Genomic DNA, 26,659 nt, shown 5'->3' on the forward strand with positions numbered 1-26,659 from the left:
TCTTGGCATGAAGTTGCCCCTCCTAGGCCCGGTGTCGCTCACGGGTTTTCAGAACGGCTGGTTCTTTCTTTTGCTGCTGGCCGTGCTGCTGGTGATAGGGCTCTACGTCGTCCAGCAATTCGCGCGACGCCGGCGAGTGCTGCGATTCGCCAACATGGAGGTGCTGGAACGGGTTGCGCCGGCCCGGCTGTCGCGGTGGCGCCATGTCCCGACAATGCTGCTCGCGGTGTCGCTGGTGCTGCTGACGACGGCCATGGCCGGACCGACCACCAGCGTCCGAATTCCGCTCAACCGCGCGGTGGTAATGCTGGTCATCGACATCTCGGAGTCGATGGCTTCCACGGACGTGGCTCCGAACCGGTTGGCCGCCGCGCAGGAGGCCGGTAAGAAATTCACCGATGAGTTGACGCCGGCCATCAACCTCGGGTTGGTGGCTTTCGCGGCCAACGCCACCCTGCTGGTTTCGCCGACGACCAACCGTGGCGCCGTCAAATCCGCTATCGATGGCCTGCAGGCGGCGCCGAAAACCGCTACCGGGGAAGGCATTTTCACCGCGCTGCAGGCCATCGCCACGGTCGGTGCGGTGATGGGCGGCGGCGACGGCCCGCCACCGGCGCGCATCGTGCTGGAGTCCGACGGCGCCGAGAATGTGCCGCTGGATCCCAACGCCCCGCAGGGAGCGTTCACCGCGGCGCGGGCGGCCAAAGACCAAGGGGTGCAGATATCGACGATCTCCTTCGGCACCGCCGATGGCACCGTCGAGTATCAAGGCGCCACAATTCCGGTGCCGGTCGACGATCAGACCCTGCAGGAAATCTGCAAGATCACCAACGGCCAGGCGTTCCATGCCAACAGCCTCGGTTCGCTCGAGGACGTCTACTCGACGCTGCAGCGCCAGATCGGGTACGAGACCGTCAAGGGCGATGCGAGCCTGGCCTGGCTGTTGCTCGGCTCATTCGTGATGGCCGGCGCCGTATTGGCCGGGCTGTTCCTGAACCGCAGGCTGCCCGCCTGAGCGATCGCCTGCGCTGCTAAGTCGGCAGCCTGCGGTTGATCAGCAGCGCCAGCACCGTGCCGATCAGGGCGGTGAGCACTCCGAGGCGCAGCCACCCGGCGCCACCGGGCCCGGCCACGATGCGATACCCGATCTCGTTCTGGATGGCGTTGTAGTCCTTGTTGAGCTCGTCGAGATTGCCCGCGGTGTAGGACTGTCCGCCGGCCAGCTGCGCGATTTTCTTCATCTGATCCGTCGAAACGGGGACTTTCACCGTCGCCCCGTCCAGGCTGATGGTTCCGTTCGGGGTGCCGAACGAGATCGTCGAGATGGGCACGCCCTGATCCTTGGCCAGGCGCGCGGCGGTGTACGCGCCGTCATGCGGATCACCGGGATCGGTGGGCCGATTCTCGCCGCCGTCGGACAGCAGCACGATCCGCGCCGGCGGGGGAGTGTCGCCGCCGGTCGTGTTCGTTGCGTCGATCGCGTGCAACGCGGTGAAGATGGCTTCACCGGTCGCCGTGCCATCGCCGAACTGCAGCTTGGGCAGCGCATCGATGGTGGCCTGGTGCACCGGCGTCGGCGGCACCAGCAGGTAGGGCGTTCCCGCGAATCCGACGAGTCCGAGGTTGATGCCCGGCGTCAGCTGGGCGGCGAACTTGCTGGCGGCTTGCTCGGCGGCCTTGAGCCGACTGGGCTCGACGTCGGTCGCTCGCATGGACTGCGACATGTCGACCACCAGCATGATGACGGCGCGATTGCGCGGTATGCGCATGTCGTGCGTCGGGGTGCCCAGCGCGATGGTCAGCAGCGCCAAGCTGAGCAGCGATACGGCTATCGGCAGGTGCCGCCAGAACGACTGCGGCACCTGCGCCTCGGTGTAGCGGCGCAGGCGGTGCCGGCGCCGGACCTGCACCAGCACATAGACGGCGAGCAGAGCCAGCGGAATCAGCCCGAACAGCAACAGCGCCGGACGCTGGAATCCATACAGCGGCAGGGGGCCGATGGCAGGAAGCGACATCAGTTCACCTCGGCACTATTCGCGCCTGAGCCGCGAATCGACGAACTTTTCCAGGTCCTCCCATTCCCGCACCGCCGCCGAATACGGCGACGCGGGCTTGCCAACCGAGCCGGGCTCCAGCACGTAGGCCACCAGCTTGCCCAGCGGCTTGCCCGTTTCCAGGGCTTTGTCGACGGTGCTCTCCTCGGAGTAGTCACCGATATCGCGGAGCAGCTCGACGGCCAGGTCGAGTTGCTCACGATCCACGGCGTCGGGTCCGTCGGCGAAATCGTCGGCCAGCCCGCTGAGCACGTAGATGTTCTCGTCGGTGATCTCCACGGCCAGCGATCCGTCGGTGGCGGCGGTACGGATGTCGTCGTAGGTGCTCAGGTCGGACAGGTCGTGGTCGTGCTCGTCAGCCAGGTAGCGGGCCAACGAGCGCTCGGAGGTGAACACGCTGATCCGTCCGTTGCGGCCCAGGAAGATCGGGCGATCGTCCAGATAGCAGCGCAGCGTGAAGAAGGTGCCCGAATTCGTCATGATCCGGACCGGGTCGATGCCCACCTGCAGCCAGAAGTCCTCGTCGCCGCCGAGCACGGCGGTGTCGCCGGGCGCACGCTCCTCCTCCTCGGCGTCTTCGTCCTCTTCGTCGTCCTCGGCCTCGTCGTCGCCTTCGGCTTCGGTGTCCTCGTCGTCGACGGGGGCTTCGCCGTCGACGACGGCCTCGTCTTCTTCGGGCTCTTCGCGTTCTTCGGCCAATTCGTCCGCGGCCTTCTCCGACGCCGTCGCGTCGACCTCGGGAGTGCTGACGATGTCGTCGATCGCGCTGAGCACGTCGTCCCAGCTGCGCCCGATGATCTCGGCGATCGCATTCCAGCGTTTGGCGCCTGCCCTGCCGGTGAAGTGGTCGATCCCGCCGGATACCGTGCCCAGGCTGGGGTTGCCGTTGAAGAATTTCGACACCGCCGCCAGCTCGCACACCGATCCGATGGACGACACGATCGCCAGCGCGCCGGCCAGCGCGGTCACCGACTTTTCGGTCGGCTTCTCGGCCACCAGCTCCTCCACCGCGACCAGGTCGAAATGTTTGTCCTCAGCGGGATCGAAACCGTGCGCGTGGGCCGTACTCAGGTCTTTCCACGCCGGGTGGTCGACCAGGTCGTTGTCGGTGTTCGCGCGCGCGAACGCGACGAGATCGGCAACGGTCTCGAACGCGAACAGGTCGTCGTCGCGGCCCAGGAACGCCTCCCACTCGTCGCCTGAGTCGCGCCAGCGAGGTGCCCACACGGTGTATCGGTCGCCGTCGGACAGGCTCAGACGGATCGGGACAAGGTCAGCAGCCATGCGGCACAGAATAGCGACGACTGAGCAATGAGCCGGGTCCGGTGCCGGGCCGGGACACCTATCCCGCCCAAATGCTGGCGATCGCGGGAGCGTTGGCTGCGTTGCCGGTCTTGGGTAGCCCGTACATCTGCTCGATGGTGGACAGCAGGTTGTAGTGGCTTATCTGCTCGCTGTAGGTGCCCGGCGCGATGTGCGCGCCGTAGATGATCGTCGGGATCTGGTTGCGGCTGCCTGGCGACGCGGATCCGTCGTCCTCGTCCCAGGTCACGATCAGCAGGCTGTTGTTAGCCACCGCCCAGTTGGCATATCCGGACAGCTGCCGATTCAGCCAGGCGTCGCCCTGCGCGATGGAGCCGTCGTGCATGTTGTTGTCGTTGTTCGGAATGACGAACGAGACCGTCGGAAGGCTGTCGAAGTTCCCTTGCGGAAACGCGGAGAACGGCATCGAACTCGTCGGCGGCACGTTGGTGAAATTGGCCCACGGCACATGCTTGCGCGCGTACTTGCCCGAGGTGCATACCGCAGAGCCGACGGCGGGCAGGTCCTCGGCATAACCGATGAATGTGTAGCCGGCGCCCAGCAATTCGGAAGCCATGTTGGGTGCGTTGCCGGCGTTGATCGGGCACGAGTCCTTCGTCACGCCAAATGTGTTGCCAGCGAAGAGCGCTAAGTAATTCGGTTCGCTGGGGTGTGTCTCGGCAAACGACTGGGCCATGTTGGCGCCATGGGAGGCAAGGGCGTTGATGAACGGGTTTTGCGGACTGCCGATTATGTGGCCCTCAGAACGGTTCTCTTCCACCATGATTACGATGTGCGCGGGGCGGGGCAGCGCAGCCGCGGCGGTCACGCGGGGAGCCAACGGGGTGGCCGCCAGCCACGTCAGTGCCACCGCTGCGCACAGCGCTAGGGCGCGATACGCCCCGCTGATCCGCCTTCTGGGACTTGGAATCTCGCGAAACACCCGGGCAGCATATGAGCGGTTGCGCGTGACGGGTGGCAGGCGCGCGTGCATGTCAGCTGCACTTTAGGTAACCGACGTCGGATCGTTATATACCCTCGGACAGATGGACGTATGCGTGATCGACCACCCGTTGGCCGCGGCCCGGCTGACGGTGCTGCGCGACGAACGTACCGATGCCTCCGGCTTTCGGGCCGCGCTGCGCGAGCTGACGCTGATGCTCGTCTATGAGGCCACCCGCGACACGGACACCGCGCCGGTCAGGATCCGCACGCCGCTGGCCGACACGGTTGGGACGAAACTGATCAATCCGCCGCTGCTGGTCCCGGTGTTGCGGGCCGGGCTCGGGATGATCGACGAGGCACATGCTGCGATCCCGGAGGCCCAGGTCGGCTTCGTCGGCGTCGCGCGCGACGAGGAAACCCATCAGCCATTCCCGTACATGGAGTCGCTGCCCAAGAAGCTCAAACGCCGGCCGGTCATGGTGCTTGACCCGATGCTGGCCACCGGCGGGTCGATGACGTACACGATCGAACTGCTACAGCGCCGGGGCGCAACCGATATCAGCGTGCTCTGCGTGGTGACCGTGCCGGAAGGCCTTGCGGCAGTTGAGAAAATTGCGCCGGACGCGCGAGTGTTCACCGCGGCGATCGACAAGGGACTCAACAAGTCGGCGTTCATCGTGCCGGGCCTGGGCGACGCAGGCGATCGTCAGTTCGGGCCCCACATCTTCACCAGCGTTCCACCGAGGCAACCAGCTGAGCGCGCAGCGCGGCGGCGTAAGTCCGGGAAGAAATCAGATCATTGGAAGGCGCACAGCGAATCTCCAAGTAGCACTTGAGCTTCGGCTCGGTCCCGGAAGGCCGTACCACCACCCTGATCGAGGTGTCGTCGTCACCCGCGGTGAAGATCAGCGCGTCGGTGAGGTCGGTGATGGCCGCCGCGAACCCGGCCAATTGGTTTGGCGGGGCGGTACGCAGCCGCGCCATGAGCTCGGCGGCCTGGGCGCTGTCGGCGACCCGGCGGGAGACCGCCGCAACGTCGTGTACGCCGTATCGGCGGGCGAGTTCGTCGAGCGCGTCTGACACCGAACGGCCCTGCTGTTGCAGAGCGGCAACCATGTCGCACACCAGCACCGCGGCGCTGATGCCGTCCTTGTCGCGCACCGCGGCGGGGTCGACGCAATGGCCGATCGCCTCCTCGTAGGCATAGACCAAGGTGGCGCCGGGAACTTTCGAATCGGCGCGTGCCAGCCACTTGAAGCCGGTGAGGGTCTCGACGTGCACCGCACCGTGATGGGCGGCGATCGCGGCCAGCATGCGGGAGGACACCACGGTGCTGGCAACCACGGTGGTGTCCGACTGCTCGCGAGAAAGAATGTAATCACCTAGCAGCCAACCGGTTTCGTCTCCGGAGAGCATCCGCCACCCCGCAGCCGTGGGGATGCCCACCGCGCATCGGTCGGCATCGGGGTCCAGGGCGATCGCGACGTCGGCCCCGGTGTCGGCGGCCAGGGCCAGCAGTGCGTCGGCGGCGCCGGGTTCCTCCGGGTTCGGAAACGCGACGGTGGGGAAGTCGGGGTCCGGCGCAAACTGGGCGCCGACGGTGTGGACCTGATGGAAGCCGGCCCGGTGCAGCGTCTCGACGGCCACCGCGCCGCCGACGCCGTGCAGCGCGGTCAGCGCCACTCGCACCGAACCGGCGCCGCGCCGCACCCCGGCCGCCCGCCCGATGTAGCGCTCGACCAGGTCGGTGTCCGCCGGCGCTACCGGTTTACGCGCGATCTGCTCGGCGGGAGGCGCTGTGGCCATTGCAGTTTCGATCTGGGTGTCGGTGGGGGAGATGATCTGGATGCCGCCGTCGAAGTACACCTTGTAGCCGTTGTCGGTCGGTGGATTGTGCGAGGCAGTTATCTGGATCCCGGCGGCGGCGCCGGTGTGACGCACCGCGTATGCGACCACTGGCGTGGGCACCGACCCGGGTAGCAGCAATACCGAAAAGCCCTGGGCAGCAAGCACTTCAGCGGTTACCGTGGCGAAGATCGCCGAGCCGTGCCGGGCGTCGCGCCCGACTATCACCCGTGCGGAGGCCAGGCCGCGATCCGTGAGCACCTGCGCCACCGCCCACGTGACACGCGATACCACCGCGACGTTCATGCCGTCCGGACCGTCGCGGACCGGGCCGCGCAATCCGGCGGTGCCGAACCGCAGTGGTTGTGTCACAAGACCATTGTGCTAAATCCGGGCGATCACGTCGGCCAAAAGCGCGCCGATCCGGGACGCCGACGCGGCCCCGGCGGCCACTACCTCGGCATGGCTCAGCGGAGCGCCGGTGATACCGGCGGCCAGGTTGGTCACCAGCGAAATGCCGAGCACCTCGGCGCCGGCCGCGCGGGCGGCGATCGTTTCGTGCACCGTCGACATGCCGACCAGGTCGGCGCCCAGCGTCCGCAGCATCCGGATTTCGGCCGGCGTTTCGTAGTGCGGCCCGGGCAGGCCCGCGTACACGCCTTCGGTCAGCTCGGGGTCGGCCTGGCGGGCGAGCTCGCGCAGCCGCGGCGCGTAGGCATCGGTCAAATCCACGAACTGCGCGCCCACCAATGGCGAACGCGCGGTCAGGTTCAGGTGGTCGCTGATCAGCACGGGCGCACCGACTCGCATGCCGGTACGCAGTCCGCCCGCCGCGTTGGTCAGCACGACGATGCCGGCCCCGGCCGCGCAGGCCGCCCGGACCGGGTGCACGACGTGGCTCAGGTCATGGCCCTCATAGGCGTGCACGCGCCCGGCCAGCACCAGTACCCGGTGGGAACCGATGCGCATCGACAACAGCTCACCGGGATGGCCGACCGCGCGGGGCGGTGCGAAACCGGGCAGTTCGGCCTGGGGCACCACGACGTCGGCCGAGCCCAGCGCAGCTAACGCCGGCGACCATCCCGAGCCGAGAACGATCGCGATGTCGTGCTCGGCTTCCCCGGTGCGCTCGTGGATGGAATTTGCCGCGCGCTGTGCGAGTTGAGAGTCCTCGGATGCAACGTCGACCACACGCGCGAGCATAGCTTCGCTATATATGTCAGGATTTGCCGCATGAGATTTGGTAGGGGGCCGGTTACCGGCCTGGTCATTGCAATCGCTGCCTCGGTGGCCATGGTCGCCGGTGGTCCGGCGCCGACGGCACGGGCCGACTGTCCCGACGTCCAACTCATTTTTGCCCGCGGTACCAACGAGCCGCCTGGGCTGGGCGCCGTGGGTGATGCGTTGTTCGCCGCCCTGCAGCCCGCCCTGGGCGGACGCAACTTCGATAACTACGCGGTGAACTATCCGGCCAGCTACAACTTTCTGCAGACCGGCGACGGCGCCAACGACGCCCGCGATCACATCGCGGCGATGGTCGACCAGTGCCCGGGCACCCACCTGATCCTCGGCGGCTTCTCGCAGGGCGCCGGCGCGGTCTCGATGCTCGCGGGAGTGCCGCCGCTGGGCAACACCATCGGCGAGTTCGGGTCGGCTCCGGCGCTGGACCCCGGCCTGGCCAGCAAGATCAGGGCGGTCGCCGTGTTCGGCAATCCCGGCAACCGGTTCAACACCCCGCTCTCGACGGCGGGGCAGTTCGCCGGCCGTGCCATCGACCTGTGCAGCCCCGGTGACCCGGTCTGCGTCGTCGGCGGTCGCGACCGCGAGGCCCACCACGACTATTCGGTACCGCCCTACCCGGGCCAGGCGGCGAGCTTCATCGCCGGACGGGTGTAGCCCCTGCCGGGGCGGTCGGCCGCAGCTTCGGTCGATGAGATACTGCGAGGATGCCCACAAACACCGCATTGGACAGCGTCGAGGACGCGGTGCGGCGTCGTGGCGTCGATCTAGTCGAGCTGTCGCACGCAATCCACGCCGAGCCTGAGCTGGCCTTCGCCGAGCATCGCAGCTGTGCCAAAACGCAGGCTCTGGTCGCCGAGCGTGGCTTCGAGCTAACCGGAGCCGCGGGCGGTCTGGACACCGCCTTTCGCGCCGACTTCGGCAGCGGACCACTGGTCATCGGGGTCTGCGCCGAATACGACGCGCTGCCCGGAATCGGACATGCCTGCGGCCACAACATCATCGCGGCGTCGGCGGTCGGAACCGCGCTGGCGCTCGCCGAGGTGGCCGACGAGCTCGGTCTGACCGTGGCCCTGATCGGTACCCCCGCCGAGGAGGCCGGCGGTGGCAAGGCGCTGCTGCTGGAGGCCGGGATCTTCGACGACGTCGCGGCCGCAGTGATGCTGCATCCCGGGCCCACCGACATCGCCGCCGCTCGCTCGCTGGCCTTGTCCGAAGTGACCGTCGACTATCGCGGCAAGGAATCGCATGCCGCCGTCGCCCCGTATCTGGGTGTCAACGCCGCCGACGCCGTCACCGTCGCGCAGGTCGCCATCGGCTTACTGCGCCAGCAACTGGCGCCGGGGCAGCTGGTCCACGGGATCGTCACCAACGGCGGGCAGGCGGTCAACGTGATCCCCGGCAACGCGGCGCTGCAGTACGCGATGCGCGCGGTCGAGCTGGATTCGCTGCGAGAGCTGGAGGGCAGGATGTTTGCGTGTTTTGCCGCAGGCGCGTTGGCCACCGGCTGCGAATACGAAATCGCGACGCCGTCACCGGCATACGCGGAGCTGATGCCGGACGAATGGCTGGCCGAAACTTGTCGGGCGGAGATGCGCCGACTCGGGCGTGAGCCGGTGGCGCCCGAATACGAGAAGGCGCTGCCGATGGGCAGCACCGATATGGGCAACGTCACGCACGTGCTGCCGGGCATTCACCCGGTGATCGGTGTCGACGCCGGTGGCGCCACCGTGCATCAGCGCGCCTTCGCCGCAGCCGCCGCCGGACCGAGTGCCGACCGCGCAGTGGTCGAGGGCGCCGTCATGCTGGCGCGCACGGTTGTCCAGCTCGCCCAGGACGGTGCCGAACGGGACCGGGTGCTGGCCGGGGTGCAACGTCGGGCCGGCAGATGAGCCTGATCGACACGGCCGAATCGTGGCTGGCCGCCCACTACGACGACATGGTCGAGTGGCGCCGGCACATCCACCGCTATCCGGAGTTGGGCCGTCAGGAATACGCCACCACACAGTTCGTCGCCGAGCGGCTGGCCGATGCGGGCCTGAACCCCAAGGTGCTGCCCGGCGGTACCGGGCTGACTTGTGATTTCGGCCCCGAACACCAGCCCAGGATCGCGCTGCGGGCCGACATGGACGCGCTGCCGATGGCCGAGCGAACCGATGCGCCCTATGCCTCGACCATGCCGAACGTCGCGCACGCCTGCGGACATGACGCGCACACCGCGATCCTGCTGGGCGCCGCTCAGGTGTTGGCGTCGGTGCCCGAACTGCCGGTCGGGGTGCGACTGATTTTTCAGGCCGCCGAAGAGCTGATGCCCGGCGGCGCGATCGACGCCATCGCCGCCGGGGCGCTGACCGGGGTGTCCCGGATCTTCGCGCTGCATTGCGACCCCCGGCTGGAGGTCGGCAAGGTCGCGGTCCGGCAGGGCCCGATCACGTCGGCGGCCGACCACATTCACATCACGCTGTATTCGCCCGGCGGGCACACGTCGCGGCCACACCTGACCAGCGACCTGGTCTACGGCCTCGGCACGCTGATCACCGGGGTGCCCGGAGTGCTGTCCCGGCGCCTGGACCCACGCAACGGCACCGTTCTGGTGTGGGGTGCGGTCAACGCCGGCGTGGCCGCCAACGCGATCCCGCAGAGCGGCCAGTTGTCCGGCACCGTGCGTACCGCCAGTCGGCACACCTGGCTCGAGCTCGAGGAGATCATTCGTCAGGCCACCGAAGCGCTGCTGTCGCCGCTGGGCATCGAACACACGATGCAATACCGGCGCGGCGTGCCCCCGGTGGTCAACGAGGAGGTCTCCACCCGCATCCTGACCCACGCGATCGAGGGCGTGGGCCCCGATGCGCTGGCTGACACCCGGCAGTCCGGTGGCGGCGAAGACTTCTCCTGGTACCTGGAGGAGGTTCCCGGCGCGATGGCACGGTTAGGGGTGTGGCCGGGTGAAGGCCCGCAGCTGGACCTGCACCAGCCGAATTTCGATCTCGACGAGCGCGCGCTGGGTGTCGGACTGCGGGTGATGGTCAACATCGTCGAGCAGTCGGCCGTCTTCTCTTAAGGCTCAGTTCGTGGCGCGCGCCACGTGCTCGGCGATGTGGGCGTAGCTCCGGCGCGTCACGTCGGCGGCTTCGCTGATGATGTTGTAGCCGTGGTCGACACCGGCCACCTCGTAGTACTCCGCCAATGCCGCAGCGGCGTCAAGTTTTTCGGCGTATCGCCGGGCTTCGTCGCGAAGTCGATCGTGTTCGGCCGCCACGACCAGTGCGGGCGCGATGCCGGCGATTCGGTCGGCGTTATCGCCCCACGCAGGAGAGGCCAGGCGGTCGCGACGCTGTGCCGGGTCGGGTATGTAGGCGGTGTCGAAGACCTCGCTCATCCACGGCTTCATGACCGCTCGCGAGCCTGCCGTGGACGATTTGTCGGGGGCGGGCGTGACGAGGTCCAGGGGCGGGTAGTGCAGCATCTGCAGCGCGATGCGGGGGCCGTGATTCTCCAACGAGAGCCGGGCCGCCGCGGCGCTGAGATTGCCGCCCGCGCTTTGGCCACCGACGCACAGCCGCCGGCCGTCCCAGTCGCGGTCAGGGTCGGCCGCCCAGCACACGACGTCGTAGATCTGATGTGCTGCCGCGGGGAAGCGGTGACGCGGCGCCAGTACATAGTCGGGGTTGATCACCACCACGTTCGCGTGCGCGGCCAGGTAACGGCACCACGGATCGTCTTGCTCGGGGTGTCCGACCACGAATCCGCCGCCGTGCACGTTGACGTAGACGGCCGGGCGCGGCGTGTCGGCCGCCGGGCGGTAGACGGTTGCGGATACCGGGCCGTGCCGGGTGGGGATGCTAGCGCTCGAGGTTCGTCCCTGCACTTCGGGGAAGCGCACGGCAGCGCTGGGAGCCGGGTTGACCACGACGTCGAACAAACGCGCCACCATGTCGGCGACCACCGGGTGGGACAGAATCGACACTTAGGCTGTCGTCCCGGGTCCGATGTTGCTGGCCGGCCGTGTCCGTAGGTCGTGCACGTATTCTCCTGGCGCGCCGGCGATTTCGGCGGCATCGGCCATGACGCCCAGGTAGCGCGCCGACGGCAGCCCGCCCTCCCAGGCGTCGAGCACGTAGAGCCACGCCAGCGCCGGGTCGGTGGTGGTGTCCGAGGACAGGCGCTCCACCCGGCATCTGATCTTTTTATGGATGCCGAACTCGGAGCCCTCCCACCGGTCCAGGCTCATCTCGTCGGCCGATGTCATGTCGTAGAGCACGACGAACACCTTGGAATCGGGATCCTCGACGACGGTGGCCAGCGCGCCTTCCCAGCTGATGTCTTCGCCGCCGAAGGTCAGCCGCCACCCGTGCAACCAGCCCGTTCCGGCCATCGGCGAGTGGGGTGCACGCTGCTGCATCTGCTCGGGATGCATGTTCGACCCGTAGGCGGCGTAGAGCGGCACGGGTGAAAGCTTAAACGGCCGACGCGCACTCGGTATTCATCCGACCGTCTGGCGGGTTCTTGGACAGGTTTGGATAGGTTAGGGCTGTGGTGACCCGCATCGTGATCCTCGGTGGAGGCCCGGCCGGTTACGAAGCCGCGCTGGTGGCCGCCACGTCGCACCCCGATTCCACCGACGTCACCGTCATCGACTCCGAAGGCATCGGCGGGGCGGCTGTGCTGGACGATTGCGTGCCGTCCAAAACGTTCATCGCCTCGACCTGGCTGCGCACCGAACTGCGCCGCGCACCGCGGCTGGGCTTCGACATCGACATCGACGACGCCAAAATCTCGCTGCCGCAGATCCACAAACGGGTCAAGGCGCTAGCCGCCGAGCAGTCGGCCGATATCACCGCTCAGCTGCTGGCCGAGGGCGTGCGGGTGGTCGCGGGCCGGGGCGAGTTGGTCGACTCCGCACCCGGCCTGGCCCGGCACCGCATCAGGGCGACCGCCGCGGACGGGACGGTCACCGAGCACGACGCCGACGTGGTATTGGTCGCCACCGGCGCGAGCCCGCGGGTGCTGCCGTCGGCCCAGCCCGACGGCGAGCGGATCCTGACCTGGCGGCAGCTCTACGACCTGCAGGCCCTGCCCGAACACCTGATCGTGGTGGGTTCCGGCGTCACCGGCGCCGAATTCGTCCACGCCTACACCGAGCTCGGTGTGCCGGTGACGGTGGTCGCCAGCCGTGACCGGGTGCTGCCCTACGAGGACGCCGACGCGGCGCTGGTGCTGGAAGAGGCTTTCGCCGAACGCGGCGTCCAGCTGGTCAAGAACGCCCGCGCGCAATCGGTCACCCGCACCCAGGACGGTGTCCTGGTCACACTGGCCGACGGCCGCACCGTCGAGGGCAGCCACGCGCTGATGACCATCGGATCGGTGCCCAACACCGGCGGCCTCGGCCTGGAACGCGTCGGCATCGAGCTGGGGCGCGGCGGCTACCTGACCGTCGACCGGGTGTCGCGGACATCGGTGGCCGGCATCTACGCCGCCGGCGACTGCACCGGCTTGCTGCTTTTGGCGTCCGTCGCCGCCATGCAAGGCCGGATCGCGATGTATCACGCGCTGGGCGAGGGTGTCAGCCCGATCCGGCTACGCACGGTGGCGGCGACGGTGTTCACCCGGCCCGAGATCGCCGCCGTCGGTGTGCCGCAAACGATGATCGACGACGGCTCGGTGCCGGCCCGGACCATCATGTTGCCGTTGCGGACCAACGCGCGCGCGAAGATGTCCGGACTGCAGCAGGGCTTCGTCAAGGTCTTCTGCCGCAAATCCACCGGCGTGGTCATCGGTGGCGTGGTGGTGGCGCCGATCGCGTCGGAGCTGATATTGCCGATCGCCGTGGCCGTGCAAAACCGCATCACCGTCAACGAGCTGGCCCAGACGCTGGCCGTCTACCCGTCGTTGTCGGGTTCGATCACCGAGGCGGCCCGCCGGCTGATGGCACACGACGATCTGGACTGACCGCAACCCGGAACCGACCGACGAACTAGCCTTGGTGAAGCACCTCTACTGACGAGTAACCGACAGGAGTCCGTTCCCGTGAGTGACCCGTTGTCCATGTTGGGCCCGCAGCAACGCGCGGCGGCCTGGGAGCAACTCGGAGCCGAACAGTTCGACGTCGTCGTCATCGGCGGCGGCGTGGTGGGCTGCGGGTGCGCGCTTGACGCCGCCACCCGCGGGCTCAAGGTCGCGCTGATCGAGGCGCGTGACTTCGCCTCGGGGACGTCTAGCCGCTCGTCGAAGATGTTCCACGGCGGGCTGCGCTACCTCGAGCAGCTCGAGTTCGGTTTGGTGCGTGAAGCGCTCTATGAGCGCGAGCTGTCGCTGACCACGCTGGCGCCGCATCTGGTCAAGCCGCTGCCGTTCCTGTTCCCGCTGACGCATCGGTGGTGGGAGCGTCCCTACATGGCGGCGGGCATCTTCCTCTACGACAGCCTTGGCGGCGCGAAATCGGTTCCCGCGCAGAAACATTTGACTCGCGCCGGTGCGCTGCGGCTGAGCCCGGGCCTCAAGCGCAGCTCGCTGATCGGTGGGATCCGCTACTACGACACCGTCGTGGACGACGCCAGGCACACGATGACGGTCGCGCGCACCGCCGCGCACTACGGCGCGGTCGTGCGGTGCTCCACCCAGGCGGTCGCGCTGCTGCGCGAAGGCGACCGGGTGATCGGGGTGCGCGTCCGTGACTCCGAGGACGGCTCGGTCACCGAGGTTCGCGGTCATGTCGTGGTCAACGCGACCGGGGTGTGGACCGACGAGATCCAGGCGCTGTCCAAGCAGCGCGGGCGATTTCAGGTGCGCGCGTCCAAGGGCGTACACGTGGTGGTGCCGCGTGACCGGATCGTCAGCGACGCCGCCATCATCCTGCGGACCGAGCAGTCGGTGATGTTCATCATCCCGTGGGGCAGCCACTGGATCATCGGAACCACCGACACGGACTGGAATCTGGACCTGGCCCACCCGGCCGCCACCAAGGCCGATATCGACTACATCCTGTCCACCGTCAACACCGTGCTGGCCACTCCGTTGACGCATGCCGACATCGATGGGGTGTACGCGGGCTTGCGTCCGCTGCTGGCCGGGGAGAGTGAGGAGACTTCCAAGCTCTCTCGCGAGCACGCCGTCGCGGTGCCCGCACCCGGCCTGGTCGCTATCGCCGGCGGCAAATACACCACCTATCGGGTGATGGCCGCCGACGCGATCGACACCGCGGTGCAGTTCGTGCCGGCCCGGGTCGCGCCGTCGATCACCGAGAAGGTGAGCCTGCTGGGCGCCGACGGCTACTTCGCCCTGATCAATCAGATTGAACATGTCGGCGAACTCGTGGGCCTGCATCCGTACCGGGTGCGTCACCTGCTGGATCGGTATGGCTCGCAGATGGACGAGGTGCTGGCGCTGGCTGCTGATCATCCCGAGCTGCTTAGCCCGATCAAGGAGGCGCCGGGCTACTTGTTGGTGGAAGCCCTCTACGCCGCTACCGCCGAGGGTGCCCTGCACCTCGAGGACATCCTGGCCCGCCGGATGCGGATCTCCATCGAATACCCGCACCGAGGCGTGGACTGTGCCCGCGAGGTCGCCGAGCTGGTCGCTTCCGTGCTCGGGTGGAGCGCCGCGGACGTCAACCGTGAGGTCGCCAACTACAACGCACGGGTGGAGGCCGAGATCCTGTCGCAGGCCCAGCCCGACGACGTGTCGGCCGACGAGTTGCGGGCCAGCGCGCCCGAAGCGCGCGCCGAGATCCTCGAGCCGGTCCCGCTCAATTGAGACCCGCCCCGCTGCCGGTGCGCGACGGATTGGGACCCGCGCGGGTCCGGCTGCATGGCGGGGCAGTGCTGGCCGAGCTGACTGCACGGTTTGGCGAACAGGCCCGCGCCAAGGTGCTGGCCGGGGAGGTCGTCGACTCCGACGGTGCGGTGATCGACGCGGCGACCGTGCTGCCCGCCGGCGCCAGCGTCTACCTCTACCGCGACCTGCCGAATGAAGTTCCGGTGCTGTTCGATATCCCGGTGCTGTACCGCGACGACGACATCGTGGTGGTCGACAAGCCGCACTTTCTGGCGACCATGCCCAGGGGCAGCCACGTCGCGCAGACCGCGCTGGTGCGGCTGCGCAACGAGCTGGGGTTGCCCGAGCTGAGCCCGGCCCACCGGCTGGACCGGCTGACCGCGGGGGTGTTGCTGTTCACCGCCCGGCGCGAGCTCCGCGGCGCATACCAGATGCTGTTTGCCCGTGGTTTGGTACACAAGACCTACCTGGCCCATGCGGCGGTCAACCCGGCGTGCCAGTTGCCGCGCGTGGTTACAAGCCGAATCATCAAGCGCCGCGGCCACTTACAGGCTGGTTGCGAGCCCGGAGAGCCCAATGCGGAGACGCTGGTGGAGTTGTTGTCGCCGCACGGCTACTACCGGCTCACCCCGCGCACCGGGCGCACTCACCAATTGCGGGTGCAGATGGCGTCACTGGGGCTGCCGATCATCGGAGATCCGTTATACCCCAACATTATTGATGTGCCAGCCGGTGACTTCAGCACTCCGCTGCGATTGCTTGCCCAGCGCCTCGAGTTCGACGACCCGCTCGCCGGGTCGCGTCGCGAGTTCGTCAGCCGCCGAGAAATTGAGGGAGTCTGGTTATGAGCGAAGAGCCTGCCCTGGTCATCGTCGCCGGCCTTCAAGGTCTCGATGCTGATCGTCAGGGCAGCTGGCGGGTTTCCGCGTCGAATATGCCCTGATTTATCCGATCCGCTACCAGCGGGCTGGCGAACGGGGGCGGTGCCCCGCAGGCACAGGAAAATTGGTTGAACACCACGTCGGCGCTCGCCGGTGCCGCAAGTCCAACAGTGGCCCCGAGAATGACTGCACCGCCGATAATTATCTTCGCGATCATTTGTACGCCTCCGTTTGTTCACCTGATGTTAAACATTACACTCAGGCGGAGGTTAAGGATTGACGGCTCGCCGTCCGACTGTTTAAATCTGCGGCGGCGCGGCCGGCGGTGCAGGTGGCGGCATGTATTGCGGGCAGTAGGCGCGGATGGCCGCGCCGACGAAATAGCCGGCGTCGTAGTCGGGCAGGCTGCTGCTGTTCATCACGTCGGTAACCACCTCGTTGGGCGTCATGCCTTGTGAGAGGTACTCGCAGACCTTGCGGGCCGCGCCGATCGCTGCCGGGACCGATTCGTGGGTGATGCCGTCGGATACCAGGAGTTGGATGAATTTGTCGTCGTTCGCGTCGGCGTGGGCGGCAGGGGCTAAGCCTGCGCCGAGCACACCAAGCGACACGGCCATCGCAACTACGATTCGGGTGCCCGACGACACGTACAGGGGGCCGGGCTTGCCAATTTTCACGCCCCTAATCATTGCTCATATAGCGATCGTTGCCAACGCGATGGAATCTGACCAACAGTTGAACATATGCGTTTTCAACGCAAGTGAGGGTATGAACAGCCCGACCTGGTCGGCCCGGGCGCGTGGTCGGTAATTTGACGGAATGCCGTACGGACGATGGTTATCGCTGGCACTGCTGGCGATCTGTCTTGCCGGCTGCGGTGTGCAACATGTTTCCGCGGCCACCGCGCGCGATCTGTCCGGGACGTTCCGTTCCGGCGGGATGAACCGGACCTACATATTGCATCTGCCGCCCGGCGATCCCTCGGGGCTGGTACTCAGCCTGCACGGAGGCGGCGGCACCGGAAAAGGGCAGCGAGGTCTGACCGACTTCGATGCCGTCGCCGACGCCAACAACCTGCTGGTGGTCTATCCCGACGGCTACGACAAGAGCTGGGCCGACGGAAGGGGGGCGTCGCCCGCCGATCGGCGTCACATCAATGACGTTGAGTTCCTGGTCGGGCTCGCTGAAAAGCTGCGCAACGACTACAACATCGCCCCCGGGCATGTCTTCGCCACCGGCATGTCCAACGGCGGCTTCATGTCCAATCGGCTGGCTTGCGATCGCGCTGACGTTTTTTCCGCGATCGCGCCGGTGGCGGGAACGCTGGGCACGGGTGTGGCATGTAACCCGTCGCAGCCGGTCTCGGTGTGGGAGGCGCACCGAACGTCGGATCCCCTGGTGCATTTCAACGGCGGGGACGTGCGCGGTCGCGGCGGGCTGAGCCACTCTATCTCGGTCAAGACCATGGTGGACAAGTGGCGCGCTGCCGACGGCTGCCAGGGGGACCCGGTGGCCCAGGTGCTGCCCAACGTCGGGGACGGCACCGTCGTGCACCGCTTCGACTCGACGCAGTGTGCGGCGGCGACCGAGGTGGTCTTCTATCAGATCGACAACGGCGGGCACACCTGGCCGGGCGGTAAGCAGTACCTGCCCAAGGCGGTTATCGGTCCGACCACGCGCGCGCTGGACGGATCGGAAGCGATTGCCCAGTTTTTCGTGGCGCACGCCCGCGACTAGCCGACGTCGATTCGCGAGATTCAGCGCTGACAGGACGGGCACCAGTAGGCCACCCGCGGGGCGCTGTCGTCGACGATGATCGAAGCGCCGCAGCGACGGCAGCTTTGCCCGGCGCGGCCGTAGACCCACAGCTGCTTGCCCGCCCGGGTGTTACCGGTGGTGCAGCGGTTCCAACGGAAGCGGTTGGCCCACAGCATTTCCCGGGCTCGTGAGACCAAACGGCGCGGATCGGCGATCGCGCTGACCGGCGCGCCGGGCAGATGTCCGCCGACAAAACACAGCTCGTTGCAGTAGACGTTGCCCACCCCGGCCATCACCCGCTGGTCTAGCAGTGCCTCGGCAATCGGCCGCCCTGGGCATGCAACGAGGTTGCTGGCGGCGACCTGGGGATCCCAATCCGGGCCCAGCAGGTCGGGCCCCAAATGTGCGACCACTTCCTGGTCGTGGTCGCGGTCGAGGATCTCGAGCACCCCGAGGTCGACGCCGACGGCACGAATGTCGTTGGCTTCCAGCACGATACGGGCCCGGTGATCCACCCGGACCGGTCGATTCCCGACTCGCCAGCTGCCGTCCATCTTCAAATGCGAGTGAATGCTGGCCCGCCCCACCCGGATGAACAGGTGCTTGCCCCGGCTGAGCACTTCGTCCACCACGTTGCCGGCGAGGTCGACGGTGGCGAATTGCGGCACCCGGACGTCGCAGCGGGTCAGCGTCTGCCCGGCCAGATGCTCACGCAGCAGGGCCGCGGTATGCCAGACGGTGTCACCCTCGGGCATGGCTCACCGCAGCCGCATTCCGCGTGGGGTGCGGGCGAACCCGGCTGCTGAGAGTGCCTCGGCGACCGGGCTCGGCCCGCCGCCCAGCGGCTGCAGAGCGGGCACCCCGTTGATGCGTTCGACCAGGATCGACTCGACGCGACGCGCGGAGACCAGGTCGGCCAGGCCCTGAGCGGCGGCGTGGTTGGAGCCGGGATCGTCGGTGAACGTCAGCAATGACCGTCCGCCGCGTTCGAGGAACCAGGCCAGGTCGCCGTCGACCAGTACAACGAGCGCGCCAGCCTTGCGACCGGGGCGTGCCCCCTCCGACGTGGGCCAGGGCAACGCGGCGCCGTACGGGTTCGCCGGGTCGGCGGCGGCCAGCACGACCGCTCGATATTCGGGTCGCTTCCGGTCCACACCGTCGAGGTAACTGCGCAGCCGGTCGACGGTCGAGGCGACGGCGAATTGCGCGCCGCCCAGCGACTCGACGAAGTACCCGCGCTGACATCTGCCGGCCTCTTCGAATGTGCTCAGAACCTTGTATAGGGTGGCGAATCCTCCCGCCACATTTTCCGACGCGACCGCGCCTCTGGTCAGCACGCCATGGCGGTTCAGCAGCAACTCGGCTTGGTAATGGGCGCGCAGTGTGGAATCGGGCTCGGGGGCCGGCAGCGCCGACCAGCGGCCGGCAACGGTGGGGTCGGTGGTCCGAGCGTGCGGATGCGCGACGCTGTAGCGGCTCAGCCGCGGTGGCCGGCGGGTGCGGTGCGCGGGCGCGGAGCGGTTGCGGGCTCCGGTGCCCGTCAGCAGTGCGCGCACCGGGGCGAACGTGTCGCCGGTGATCCAGCCCGCCCAGATCAGCTCCCACAGCGCATCTTTGAGCGCCGTTTCGCCGATCCCGTCCTGGGCCAGTTGGCGGAAGAAGTAGGCGCCACTGCCGGCCAGCGTTTCCAGGATCGCGCGGTGGGTGTCGGTGAAGTCGATTTCGTCAGGCGTGGTCAAGGTCAACGGAGCGGAATCGCTGGCGTGCAAGGCGATCCACCCGTCACTGCCCGAGATCGACCCGGCGCCCGACCAGGTGACCTCCCCGGCCGCCAGCAGCTCATCGAGCATCGCCGGTGAATAGTCGGTCAGCCGCGGCGTCAACACCAGCGGTTCTAGCGCCGATGCAGGTATCCGGACACCGGCCAGCTGATCGATCACGGACATCAGCCCGTCGGTGCCGCTGGCGGTGCCCAGGTGATGCCAGGCGGGCAGGAACCGCCCGTAGGCGGCGGTGCTGACCGGCTCGACCTGGGCACGCAGCGCGGCCAGCGACCGGCGCCGCAGAATCCGCAGCACCTCGGCGTCACACCACTGCTCGCCGCCGATGCCGCCGGACCCGCCGGGGGTGACTTCGGGCGTGACAAAGTCGCCGCGCACCAGCCGGCCTCCCGAAGACCCCGAGCCGGCCAGCCGGTTCAGCACGTCGGCCGTCACCCGCAGCCCCAGGCCGAACCGGGCTGCGGCATCGGCCGTGGTGAACGGGGTGTGGGTGCGCGCGTAGCGGCCCAGCAGCTCGGCCAGCGGGTCGGCCACCTGCTCGGTGAACGTGGTCGGGACGCCCAGCGGGACGGCGGCGCCGACGCCGTCGCGCAGCCGGCCGATGTCCTCGATGGCTACCCACCAGCTGCGGTCCGCGAACGACACCGTCAGCGCGCGCCGGGCGGCGCGCAGGCCTTCCAGCCAGCCGCCGATATCGATGCCGTCGGCGGCCGTAGTCCGCGCGGCGACCTCATCTTCGGTCAGCGGCCCCAGCAGTCGCAGCAGGTCCGCGACCGCCTCGGCATCGCGGGCGGCCCGATCGGCGGTCAGATGCTGCAACTGGCGACCGGTCGCGGCAACAACCTCGGGATCGAGCAATTCGCGCAGTTCTACCCGACCGAGCAGCTCGGCGAGCAGCGTGCTGTCCAGCGACAAGGCCGCGGCGCGGCGCTCGGCCAGCGGGGAATCGCCCTCGTACATGAACGCGCCGACGTAGCCGAACAACAGCGACGCCGCAAACGGTGAGGGCTTGGCGGTTTCGGCCTCGAGCACCCGCACCCGCCGCGCTGCGATGCCGGTCATCAAATCGACCAGCGCCGGGACGTCGTAGACGTCCTGCAGGCATTCCCTGACGGTCTCCAGCACGATCGGGAAGTCGGGGTATTTGCGGGCCACATCCAGCAATTGGGCCGCCCGCTGGCGCTGATGCCACAGCGGTGAGCGGCGGCCGGGGTGCCGGCGGGGTAGCAGCAGCGCACGCGCCGCGCATTCGCGGAACCGGGATGCGAACAGCGCCGAGCCGCCCACTTCGGCGGTGACGATCGGGTCGATCTCGTCGGCGTCGAAGACGAAAAGCTCTGCACCTGCCGGGGTTTCCGCCAAAGTGTCGGGCAAATGCACGACGATGCCGTCGTCGGAGGCGGTCGGCTTCTCGTCGATGCCGTAGCGTTCGGCCAGCCGCCGGCCCACCGCGAGCGCGAGCGGTCCATGCACCCGTAGCCCGTACGGCGAATGCAGGATCACCCGCCAGTCGCCCAGCTCGTCGCGGAATCGCTCGACCAGCAGGGTGGTATCGGTGGGCACCGTCGAAGTAGCGGTCCGTTGGTCGTCGAGCAGCACCCACAGGTTTTCGGTTGCATATTCGTTGAAACCCAATGCGGCGCAACGTGTTCTGAATGCCTCGCGGTCCAGTCCGGCCAGCTCGCCGGTGAACGCGCCAAGCGCGGCGCCCAGCTCGGCGGGCCGGCCCACGCCGTCGCCGTGCCAGAACGGCAACCGGGCCGGCAGCCCCGGCGCGGGAATCACCAGCACCCGGTCATGGGTGATCTCGGTGATCCGCCAGCTGGTGGCCCCCAGTGAGATGACGTCACCGGGGCGCGACTCGTAGACCATTTCCTCGTCAAGTTCGCCTACCCGCGAAGGTTTTTCGGATTCGCTGGCCAGGTAGACGGTGAACATCCCGCGGTCGGGGATCGCGCCGCCGGAGGTGACGGCCAGCCGTTGCGCGCCGGGCCGGGCGGTCAGCGTCCCGGCGTCGCGGTCGTAGACCAGCCGCGGTCGCAGCTCGGCGAATTCGGTGGACGGATACTTGCCGCTCAAAAGGTCCAGGGTGGCCTCGAACACGCTGCGCGGCAGGGTTGCGAACGGCGCGGCCCGCCGCACTGTGTCGAACCAACGGTCGGCATTCAGCGGCTCCAGCGCGGCCGCCGCAATGGTTTGCTGGGCGAGGATGTCGAGCGGGTTGGCGGGTACCCGCATCGTCTCGATCTGCCCGGCCAGCATCCGTTGCACGCTGACCGCGCAGCTGATCAGGTCGGTGCGGTGTTTGGGGAACAGCACACCTCGGGAGACCTCACCTACCTGGTGCCGGCCCGGCCGATGCGCTGCAGGCCGCTGGCCACCGACGGCGGTGCCTCCACCTGGATCACCAGGTCGACCGCGCCCATATCGATGCCCAGCTCCAGGCTCGAGGTGGCCACCACCGCCTTGAGCAGTCCGCGCTTGAGGTCCTCTTCGACCAGAGCGCGTTGCTCCTTGCTGACCGAACCGTGGTGTGCGCGGGCCAGCACGGTATCCGCGCCGTAGGTCTGGCCGCTGCCCATGATGTGCGCCGGCGCCCCGCCGGGCACCTTGCGATTGGCCTCGGTCGAGAGGTCGACACCGTTACGCTCGGCGTGAATCTCGTTGAGCCGTGCGGTAAGTCGCTCGGCCAACCGTCGTGAGTTGGCGAACACGATGGTCGAGCTGTGGGCTTCGATCAGGTCGACCAGGCGGGCCTCGATATCGGGCCAGATGGAGGGCGTACCACCCGCTTGCGGGGGAGTGTCGGTCAGGTTGGCCATGTCGGGCACGGGCACCTGCACGGTGAGCTGGAAGGACTTGGCCGACGGTGGAGCCACAATCGTGGTCGGGGCGTCGCCGGACAAAAATCGCGCCAGCTCCTCGGGTGGACGCACCGTCGCCGACAGTCCGATGCGCTGGGCGGGCCGGCCTTCCCGGAGGTCGTCGAGGCGCTCCAGCGATACCGCCAGGTGTGCACCGCGTTTGCCGGCGGCGATGGCGTGTACCTCGTCGACGATCACCGTCGCGACGCCGGCCAGGGTCTCGCGCGCGGCCGAGGTCAGCATCAAGAACAGCGACTCGGGGGTGGTGATCAGCACATCGGGCGGGGAGGCGATGAGCTGGCGGCGGCGGGCCGGCGGGGTGTCACCCGAGCGGACGCCGACGCTGATGTCGGGGGCGGGCAGACCGTGCCGCTCGGCGATTCTGGTCAGACCGGCCAACGGAGTGCGCAGGTTGCGTTCCACGTCGACCGCCAGCGCCTTGAGCGGTGACACGTACAGCACGCGCGTGCCGCGCGGCCGTTCGGCCGCGTCGGTGGGGCGGGCCAGGGAGTCCAGGGCCCACAGGAACGCGGCCAGCGTCTTGCCGGATCCGGTCGGTGCGATGACCAGCGTGTTGTTGCCATCGGCGATGGCGTCCCAAGCCGCCGACTGCGCGGCGGTCGGGGCGGGGAAGGTGCTGCCGAACCACTCGCGCGTGATCGCGCTAAACCGCTCGAGTGCTTCGGTGCTCACCTAGCCATGGTGCCAACAGACACCGACAAAAGCGTCCGCTACTGCGGTTGAAGACGAGAGGTGGCCATCGCGTGGGCCAGTTCCTCGGGGATCTCAGGCACCCGGGTAATCGAGTCCAGCAGCGTGTGCGCGCACGAGTCGGCAAGGCGTTCGGCGCTGGTCGTGGGGTCCATGATGCGCTGCCGGCACAGCTCGAAGGTGAACGCGATCCAGCCGTTGAGGATGACCCGCAGGTCCCGTTCGATGTCGGGTTCCAGCTTCGCGCCGGGAACCGCGGCCACCACCTCGGTGATGCGGTCCATGATGTGTTCGAGCTGGCGGTTCTTGGCGTCGTCCTCGACGCCCAGCAAAACCGGGTCGGATCGGCCCAGGCCGACGTAGGCCGCCCAGGCCGCCTCTGGGTTCTGCTCGTGGTAGGCCATGTAGGCCAGCACACCCATCCGGGCTTCTTCGAACATCGTCAGACCGACCATGGGCTCTTTGTTGGTGGTCTCGTAGAGCCGGTCTGCCTCGTCCTTGACGACCGCGGCGAAAAACGCTCGCTTGTCGGGAAAGTAGTGGTACATCAGGGCGCGCGACACCCCGGCCCGCTCGGCGATCTCGTCGATGCGGACTTCGTCGTAAGGCCGTTTCCCGAAGACTTCCGCACCTAAAGCGAGCAGTTCGGCGCGCCGATCCTCGGGGGACAGCCGCCTCCTAGCCGTTGGCATGTGTCAGATAGTACTCACGAAGGGCACTACATAATTCAGACTGCGTTTATCCGAACTCCACACCCTGTGCCAGCGGTAGCTCGCTGGAGTAGTTGACGGTGTTGGTGGCGCGCCGCATGTACGCCTTCCACGCGTCCGACCCGGACTCCCGTCCGCCACCGGTCTGCTTCTCGCCGCCGAACGCGCCACCGATTTCGGCGCCTGACGTGCCGATATTGACGTTGGCGATACCGCAGTCGGAGCCGTCCAGGAAGCGCTCGGCCTCGCGCAGGTCGGTGGTGAAGATGGCCGACGAGAGTCCTTGCGGCACGCCGTTGTTGAGGGCGATCGCCTCGTCCAGGTCGTCGTAGGTCAGCACATAGAGGATCGGCGCGAACGTTTCCGCCGCGACGATGTCGCTTTGCGCGGGCATTCGCACCACGGCCGGTGCGACGTAGTAGGCGCTGGGATACTCGTCGGTGCGGACGTCGCGGCGCTCGCCGCCGATCACCTCGCCGCCCTCGGCGCGGGCTTGCTCCAGCGCCCCAACCATGTCGCGGTAGGCGGTTTCGTGAATGAGCGGGCCGATCAGCGCGCCGGGCACCGACGGATCGCCGATCGGCAGCTGCGCACACGCGGACGCCACCCGTGCTACCACTACGTCCGCCACCGAGCGATGCACGATCAGCCGGCGCAGGCTGGTGCACCGCTGACCGGCGGTGCCGGCGGCGGCGAAGACAATCGCGCGCACCGCCAGGTCCAGGTCGGCCGACGGCGTGACGATCGCGGCGTTGTTGCCGCCCAACTCCAGCAGCACCCGCCCGAAGCGCGCGGCCACTCGCGGGCCGACCTGCTGGCCCATCCGCACCGAACCGGTCGCGGACAACAACGCGACCCGCGGGTCGTCGACCAGCTGCTCGCCGAGCTCGCGATCGCCCAGCACCAGCCCGCTCACCGCGGGCGGCGCGCCGACGTCGGCCGCGGCCCGGCCGATCAGCGCCTGACACGCCAGCGCCGTCAACGGCGTCAGCTCCGAGGGTTTCCACACCACCGTGTCCCCGCACACCAGTGCCACCGCGGTGTTCCACGCCCAGACCGCGATCGGGAAGTTGAACGCGGTGATCACCCCAATCACGCCCAGCGGATGCCAGGTCTCGGCCAGCCGGTGGCCGGGCCGCTCCGAGGCGATGGTCCGGCCGTAGAGCTGGCGCGACAGGCCGACGGCGAACTGGCAGATGTCGATCATTTCCTGCACTTCGCCCAGGGCTTCGGAACCGATCTTGCCGACTTCGAGGGTCACCAGCGTGGCGAGGTCGTTGCGGTGTTCGGCGAGCAGCTCGCCGAGGCGGGCCACCAGCGCGCCGCGCACCGGGGGCGGGGTGTTTCGCCACACCGTGAACGCCTCGGCGGCGGCCGTCAGCACGCGGTCGGCCTGCTCAACGGACGTGGGCGCGACGGTGAAAAGCACCTCGCCGATGATCGGCGTGCTGGCCGGCAGGCCGTGCCCGCCGGGCTCGCCGAGGCCGCCGTCGGCGCCGATTGCCTGTAGGGCCTGACGTGCCCGATCGCGTAAGTCGTCAGCGGTCGTCATGCCGATGCCTCCTGGTAGAGAGCGTAGGGGTCGTGAATATGGTGGCCGATCGCCCCGGCGAGCCACTCGACGCCGTATCCAGAGTCGTCGGTGCCGCGCCCGGCCCGGGTGTCGCGGTCCAGATTGGAGCGGAAGATGCCCGCCGCCGAAGCCGGCAAGAAATCTTCGTAGACGATGGGTGCCGCCGGGTCGCCGCCGCGATAGTAGGCCAATCGCTGCGCGGCCATCTCGGTGTCGGTCGACGGGAAGTAGTCGCGCCACACCCGGGCCGGATCACCGGAAGCCATCGCCGCGTCGTAACGCTGGCGCCCGCGCGGGGTCAGTGCCACACCGCGCGCCTCTACTTCGCCGAAGCGGACCCGCAGATGTCCGGAGCTCACCGTGCCGTCCCTGCCGCGAAACAGGCAGGGTTCGGCCAGCGCGCGAAACGACGTCTGGCGCAATAACACCGCGGGTCCATCGCTGCGGGGCGGGCCCTGGATCGCGTCGATCATGGTGATGCCGCGGCGGCTCATCCGCTGGTACAAGTCGTCGATGTCGAGGACGCGCGGCGTCAGGTGGTTGATGTGGGTGGAACACACTCCCGCGATGTCGGCGGCCACCGCGGACACCCGCGACAGCTCGTCGTACCAGGACTTGTTGATCGGCTCGCGTGACAGCGCGAATGCGCAAACCGCGGCGGCGACGAACGCCTCGGCCTCCTCGGCGTCGCAGGCGCCCTCGGCGGCGACGATCCGGGCCCGATCGAGCAGCGCGGGGTCGAATAGCTGGCGGCGTGCGACGAACGTCTCGACGCGGGTGCGCAGGTCGGGATCGAAGTATCGGGGGTCGCGGGTGGCCAGCATCGACGTGAACACACGAAACGGATTGCGCGCCAACTCGTTTGTGTCGATGGGCCGAAAAGCCGTCGACACCACCGGAATCGGGGAGGCCGCCGAACGCAGGTCGTAGTAGCCGACCGGCAGCATGCCGAATGCGGCGAACAACTCGGCGACCGCGCTCAGTTCGGCGGGGCTGCCCACCCGGATCGCGCCGTGTCGTTCGGCGGTGACCCGCCGCAACGAACCAAGTCGTTCGGCGCCGGGATTGCGGGCCACGTAATCGGAGTTGACCTGCTCGGTTACCTCGACCAGCGTGCCGTAGGCGGGCACCTCGCCGGCGTACATGGCCGACAGCCCGGCCGCGAATCGCTCGCGCAGCTGCCAGGTGAGGAGTCTTTTGGTGTGGCTCACGGCTAATCTCTG

The 26,659-nt window shown here is 68.1% G+C and carries 20 protein-coding genes and 2 pseudogenes; 9 read left to right on the forward strand and 13 right to left on the reverse strand.

Annotation, left to right across the window (positions count from 1 at the left end):
• Positions 1-7: 7 nt before the first annotated feature.
• The gene (locus H7K34_RS08600; protein WP_264061438.1) at positions 8-1,015 is read left to right on the forward strand and encodes a VWA domain-containing protein; all 1,008 of its coding nucleotides are present in this window, start codon (positions 8-10) and stop codon (positions 1,013-1,015) included.
• A gap of 16 nt (positions 1,016-1,031) precedes the next feature.
• On the opposite strand, the gene H7K34_RS08605 is transcribed toward H7K34_RS08600, so the two are convergent.
• From H7K34_RS08605 to H7K34_RS08615, 3 genes are read right to left on the reverse strand one after another with little or no spacing between them, the layout of a single operon-like run.
• Positions 1,032-2,015 carry a VWA domain-containing protein gene (locus H7K34_RS08605; RefSeq protein WP_264061439.1) on the reverse strand — a complete coding sequence of 328 codons (984 nt, stop codon included), beginning with the start codon at positions 2,013-2,015 and terminating at the stop codon, positions 1,032-1,034.
• Positions 2,016-2,030: 15 nt separating this feature from the next.
• On the reverse strand, positions 2,031-3,338 hold the full coding sequence (gene satS, locus H7K34_RS08610) for a protein export chaperone SatS (RefSeq protein WP_264061440.1): 1,308 nt from the start codon (positions 3,336-3,338) through the stop codon (positions 2,031-2,033).
• 58 nt (positions 3,339-3,396) lie between these two features.
• Positions 3,397-4,299, reverse strand: a complete 903-nt coding sequence (locus tag H7K34_RS08615) for an alkaline phosphatase family protein (RefSeq protein ID WP_264061441.1) — start codon at positions 4,297-4,299, stop codon at positions 3,397-3,399.
• Between the two features lie 103 nt (positions 4,300-4,402).
• On the opposite strand from H7K34_RS08615, the gene upp reads away from it, so the two are divergent.
• On the forward strand, positions 4,403-5,137 hold the full coding sequence (upp, locus tag H7K34_RS08620) for a uracil phosphoribosyltransferase (protein WP_264061442.1): 735 nt from the start codon (positions 4,403-4,405) through the stop codon (positions 5,135-5,137).
• Here the strand turns inward: upp and H7K34_RS08625 are convergent.
• Together H7K34_RS08625 and H7K34_RS08630 are read right to left on the reverse strand one after the other, a co-directional pair.
• Positions 5,028-6,515: pseudogene (locus H7K34_RS08625) on the reverse strand (phospho-sugar mutase); the annotation flags it as partial. The gene upp and the pseudogene H7K34_RS08625 overlap by 110 nt on opposite strands.
• Positions 6,516-6,530: 15 nt before the next feature.
• Positions 6,531-7,337, reverse strand: a complete 807-nt coding sequence (locus H7K34_RS08630) for a purine-nucleoside phosphorylase (protein ID WP_443677681.1) — start codon at positions 7,335-7,337, stop codon at positions 6,531-6,533.
• 102 nt (positions 7,338-7,439) lie between these two features.
• Here H7K34_RS08630 and H7K34_RS08635 point away from each other — a divergent pair, with 102 nt between their 5' ends.
• From H7K34_RS08635 to H7K34_RS08645, 3 genes are read left to right on the forward strand one after another with little or no spacing between them, the layout of a single operon-like run.
• Entirely contained in the window at positions 7,440-8,042 is a 603-nt protein-coding gene (locus tag H7K34_RS08635; RefSeq protein ID WP_108921271.1) for a cutinase family protein, read from the forward strand.
• A 50-nt stretch (positions 8,043-8,092) separates the two neighbouring features.
• The gene (locus tag H7K34_RS08640) at positions 8,093-9,277 is read left to right on the forward strand and encodes a M20 family metallopeptidase (RefSeq protein ID WP_264061444.1); all 1,185 of its coding nucleotides are present in this window, start codon (positions 8,093-8,095) and stop codon (positions 9,275-9,277) included.
• A complete protein-coding gene (locus H7K34_RS08645) occupies positions 9,274-10,446 on the forward strand; it encodes an amidohydrolase (RefSeq protein WP_264061445.1) in 1,173 nt (390 codons plus the stop codon). The genes H7K34_RS08640 and H7K34_RS08645 overlap by 4 nt, the downstream gene beginning before the upstream one ends.
• Before the next feature lie 3 nt (positions 10,447-10,449).
• Here the strand turns inward: H7K34_RS08645 and H7K34_RS08650 are convergent, their stop codons facing one another.
• Together H7K34_RS08650 and H7K34_RS08655 are read right to left on the reverse strand one after the other, a co-directional pair.
• The gene (locus H7K34_RS08650) at positions 10,450-11,268 is read right to left on the reverse strand and encodes an alpha/beta hydrolase (RefSeq protein ID WP_264061583.1); all 819 of its coding nucleotides are present in this window, start codon (positions 11,266-11,268) and stop codon (positions 10,450-10,452) included.
• A gap of 84 nt (positions 11,269-11,352) precedes the next feature.
• A complete protein-coding gene (locus H7K34_RS08655) occupies positions 11,353-11,832 on the reverse strand; it encodes a gamma-glutamylcyclotransferase (RefSeq protein WP_108921268.1) in 480 nt (159 codons plus the stop codon).
• Between the two features lie 86 nt (positions 11,833-11,918).
• On the opposite strand from H7K34_RS08655, the gene H7K34_RS08660 reads away from it, so the two are divergent.
• The 3 genes from H7K34_RS08660 (at position 11,919) to H7K34_RS08670 (ending at position 16,006) form a co-directional block, all read left to right on the forward strand.
• Positions 11,919-13,334: an NAD(P)H-quinone dehydrogenase gene (locus tag H7K34_RS08660; RefSeq protein WP_264061446.1), complete on the forward strand. Its 1,416-nt coding sequence runs from the start codon at positions 11,919-11,921 to the stop codon at positions 13,332-13,334.
• 96 nt (positions 13,335-13,430) lie between these two features.
• The gene (locus H7K34_RS08665; RefSeq protein WP_264061584.1) at positions 13,431-15,137 is read left to right on the forward strand and encodes a glycerol-3-phosphate dehydrogenase/oxidase; all 1,707 of its coding nucleotides are present in this window, start codon (positions 13,431-13,433) and stop codon (positions 15,135-15,137) included.
• A complete protein-coding gene (locus tag H7K34_RS08670) occupies positions 15,134-16,006 on the forward strand; it encodes a pseudouridine synthase (protein ID WP_264061447.1) in 873 nt (290 codons plus the stop codon). Before H7K34_RS08665 ends, H7K34_RS08670 begins: the two co-directional genes overlap by 4 nt.
• Before the next feature lie 332 nt (positions 16,007-16,338).
• Here the strand turns inward: H7K34_RS08670 and H7K34_RS08675 are convergent, their stop codons facing one another.
• Entirely contained in the window at positions 16,339-16,716 is a 378-nt protein-coding gene (locus H7K34_RS08675) for a DUF732 domain-containing protein (protein ID WP_264061448.1), read from the reverse strand.
• Positions 16,717-16,858: 142 nt separating this feature from the next.
• Here H7K34_RS08675 and H7K34_RS08680 point away from each other — a divergent pair, with 142 nt between their 5' ends.
• Positions 16,859-17,776, forward strand: coding sequence for a CE1 family esterase (locus H7K34_RS08680; protein WP_264061449.1), 918 nt, complete (start codon positions 16,859-16,861; stop codon positions 17,774-17,776).
• Positions 17,777-17,796: 20 nt separating this feature from the next.
• Here the strand turns inward: H7K34_RS08680 and nei2 are convergent, their stop codons facing one another.
• From nei2 to hglS, 5 genes and pseudogenes are all read right to left on the reverse strand, one after another.
• Positions 17,797-18,552 (reverse strand): endonuclease VIII Nei2, encoded by a 756-nt coding sequence (gene nei2 / locus H7K34_RS08685; RefSeq protein ID WP_264061450.1) that lies wholly within the window; start codon positions 18,550-18,552, stop codon positions 17,797-17,799.
• Between the two features lie 3 nt (positions 18,553-18,555).
• Positions 18,556-23,135, reverse strand: a pseudogene (locus H7K34_RS08690) (ATP-dependent helicase).
• 38 nt (positions 23,136-23,173) lie between these two features.
• Positions 23,174-23,845 (reverse strand): TetR/AcrR family transcriptional regulator, encoded by a 672-nt coding sequence (locus H7K34_RS08695; RefSeq protein ID WP_264061452.1) that lies wholly within the window; start codon positions 23,843-23,845, stop codon positions 23,174-23,176.
• Positions 23,846-23,891: 46 nt separating this feature from the next.
• Positions 23,892-25,415, reverse strand: a complete 1,524-nt coding sequence (gene amaB / locus H7K34_RS08700; protein ID WP_264061453.1) for an L-piperidine-6-carboxylate dehydrogenase — start codon at positions 25,413-25,415, stop codon at positions 23,892-23,894.
• Positions 25,412-26,647, reverse strand: coding sequence for a 2-oxoadipate dioxygenase/decarboxylase (gene hglS, locus H7K34_RS08705; protein WP_264061454.1), 1,236 nt, complete (start codon positions 26,645-26,647; stop codon positions 25,412-25,414). The genes amaB and hglS overlap by 4 nt, the downstream gene beginning before the upstream one ends.
• Positions 26,648-26,659: the final 12 nt, after the last annotated feature.

Source organism: Mycobacterium montefiorense, from assembly GCF_025823255.1.
GTDB classification, from domain to species: Bacteria; Actinomycetota; Actinomycetes; order Mycobacteriales; family Mycobacteriaceae; genus Mycobacterium; species Mycobacterium montefiorense.

Coding starts and splice junctions, on each gene's coding strand:
- H7K34_RS08600 (WP_264061438.1), top strand. CDS start 8: ATGAAGTTGCCCCTCCTAGGCCCGGTGTCGCTCACGGGTTTTCAGAAC.
- H7K34_RS08605 (WP_264061439.1), bottom strand. CDS start 2,015: ATGTCGCTTCCTGCCATCGGCCCCCTGCCGCTGTATGGATTCCAGCGT.
- satS (WP_264061440.1), bottom strand. CDS start 3,338: ATGGCTGCTGACCTTGTCCCGATCCGTCTGAGCCTGTCCGACGGCGAC.
- upp (WP_264061442.1), top strand. CDS start 4,403: ATGGACGTATGCGTGATCGACCACCCGTTGGCCGCGGCCCGGCTGACG.
- H7K34_RS08635 (WP_108921271.1), top strand. CDS start 7,440: ATGGTCGCCGGTGGTCCGGCGCCGACGGCACGGGCCGACTGTCCCGAC.
- H7K34_RS08640 (WP_264061444.1), top strand. CDS start 8,093: ATGCCCACAAACACCGCATTGGACAGCGTCGAGGACGCGGTGCGGCGT.
- H7K34_RS08645 (WP_264061445.1), top strand. CDS start 9,274: ATGAGCCTGATCGACACGGCCGAATCGTGGCTGGCCGCCCACTACGAC.
- H7K34_RS08665 (WP_264061584.1), top strand. CDS start 13,431: ATGTTGGGCCCGCAGCAACGCGCGGCGGCCTGGGAGCAACTCGGAGCC.
- H7K34_RS08680 (WP_264061449.1), top strand. CDS start 16,859: ATGCCGTACGGACGATGGTTATCGCTGGCACTGCTGGCGATCTGTCTT.
- nei2 (WP_264061450.1), bottom strand. CDS start 18,552: ATGCCCGAGGGTGACACCGTCTGGCATACCGCGGCCCTGCTGCGTGAG.
- H7K34_RS08695 (WP_264061452.1), bottom strand. CDS start 23,845: ATGCCAACGGCTAGGAGGCGGCTGTCCCCCGAGGATCGGCGCGCCGAA.
- amaB (WP_264061453.1), bottom strand. CDS start 25,415: ATGACGACCGCTGACGACTTACGCGATCGGGCACGTCAGGCCCTACAG.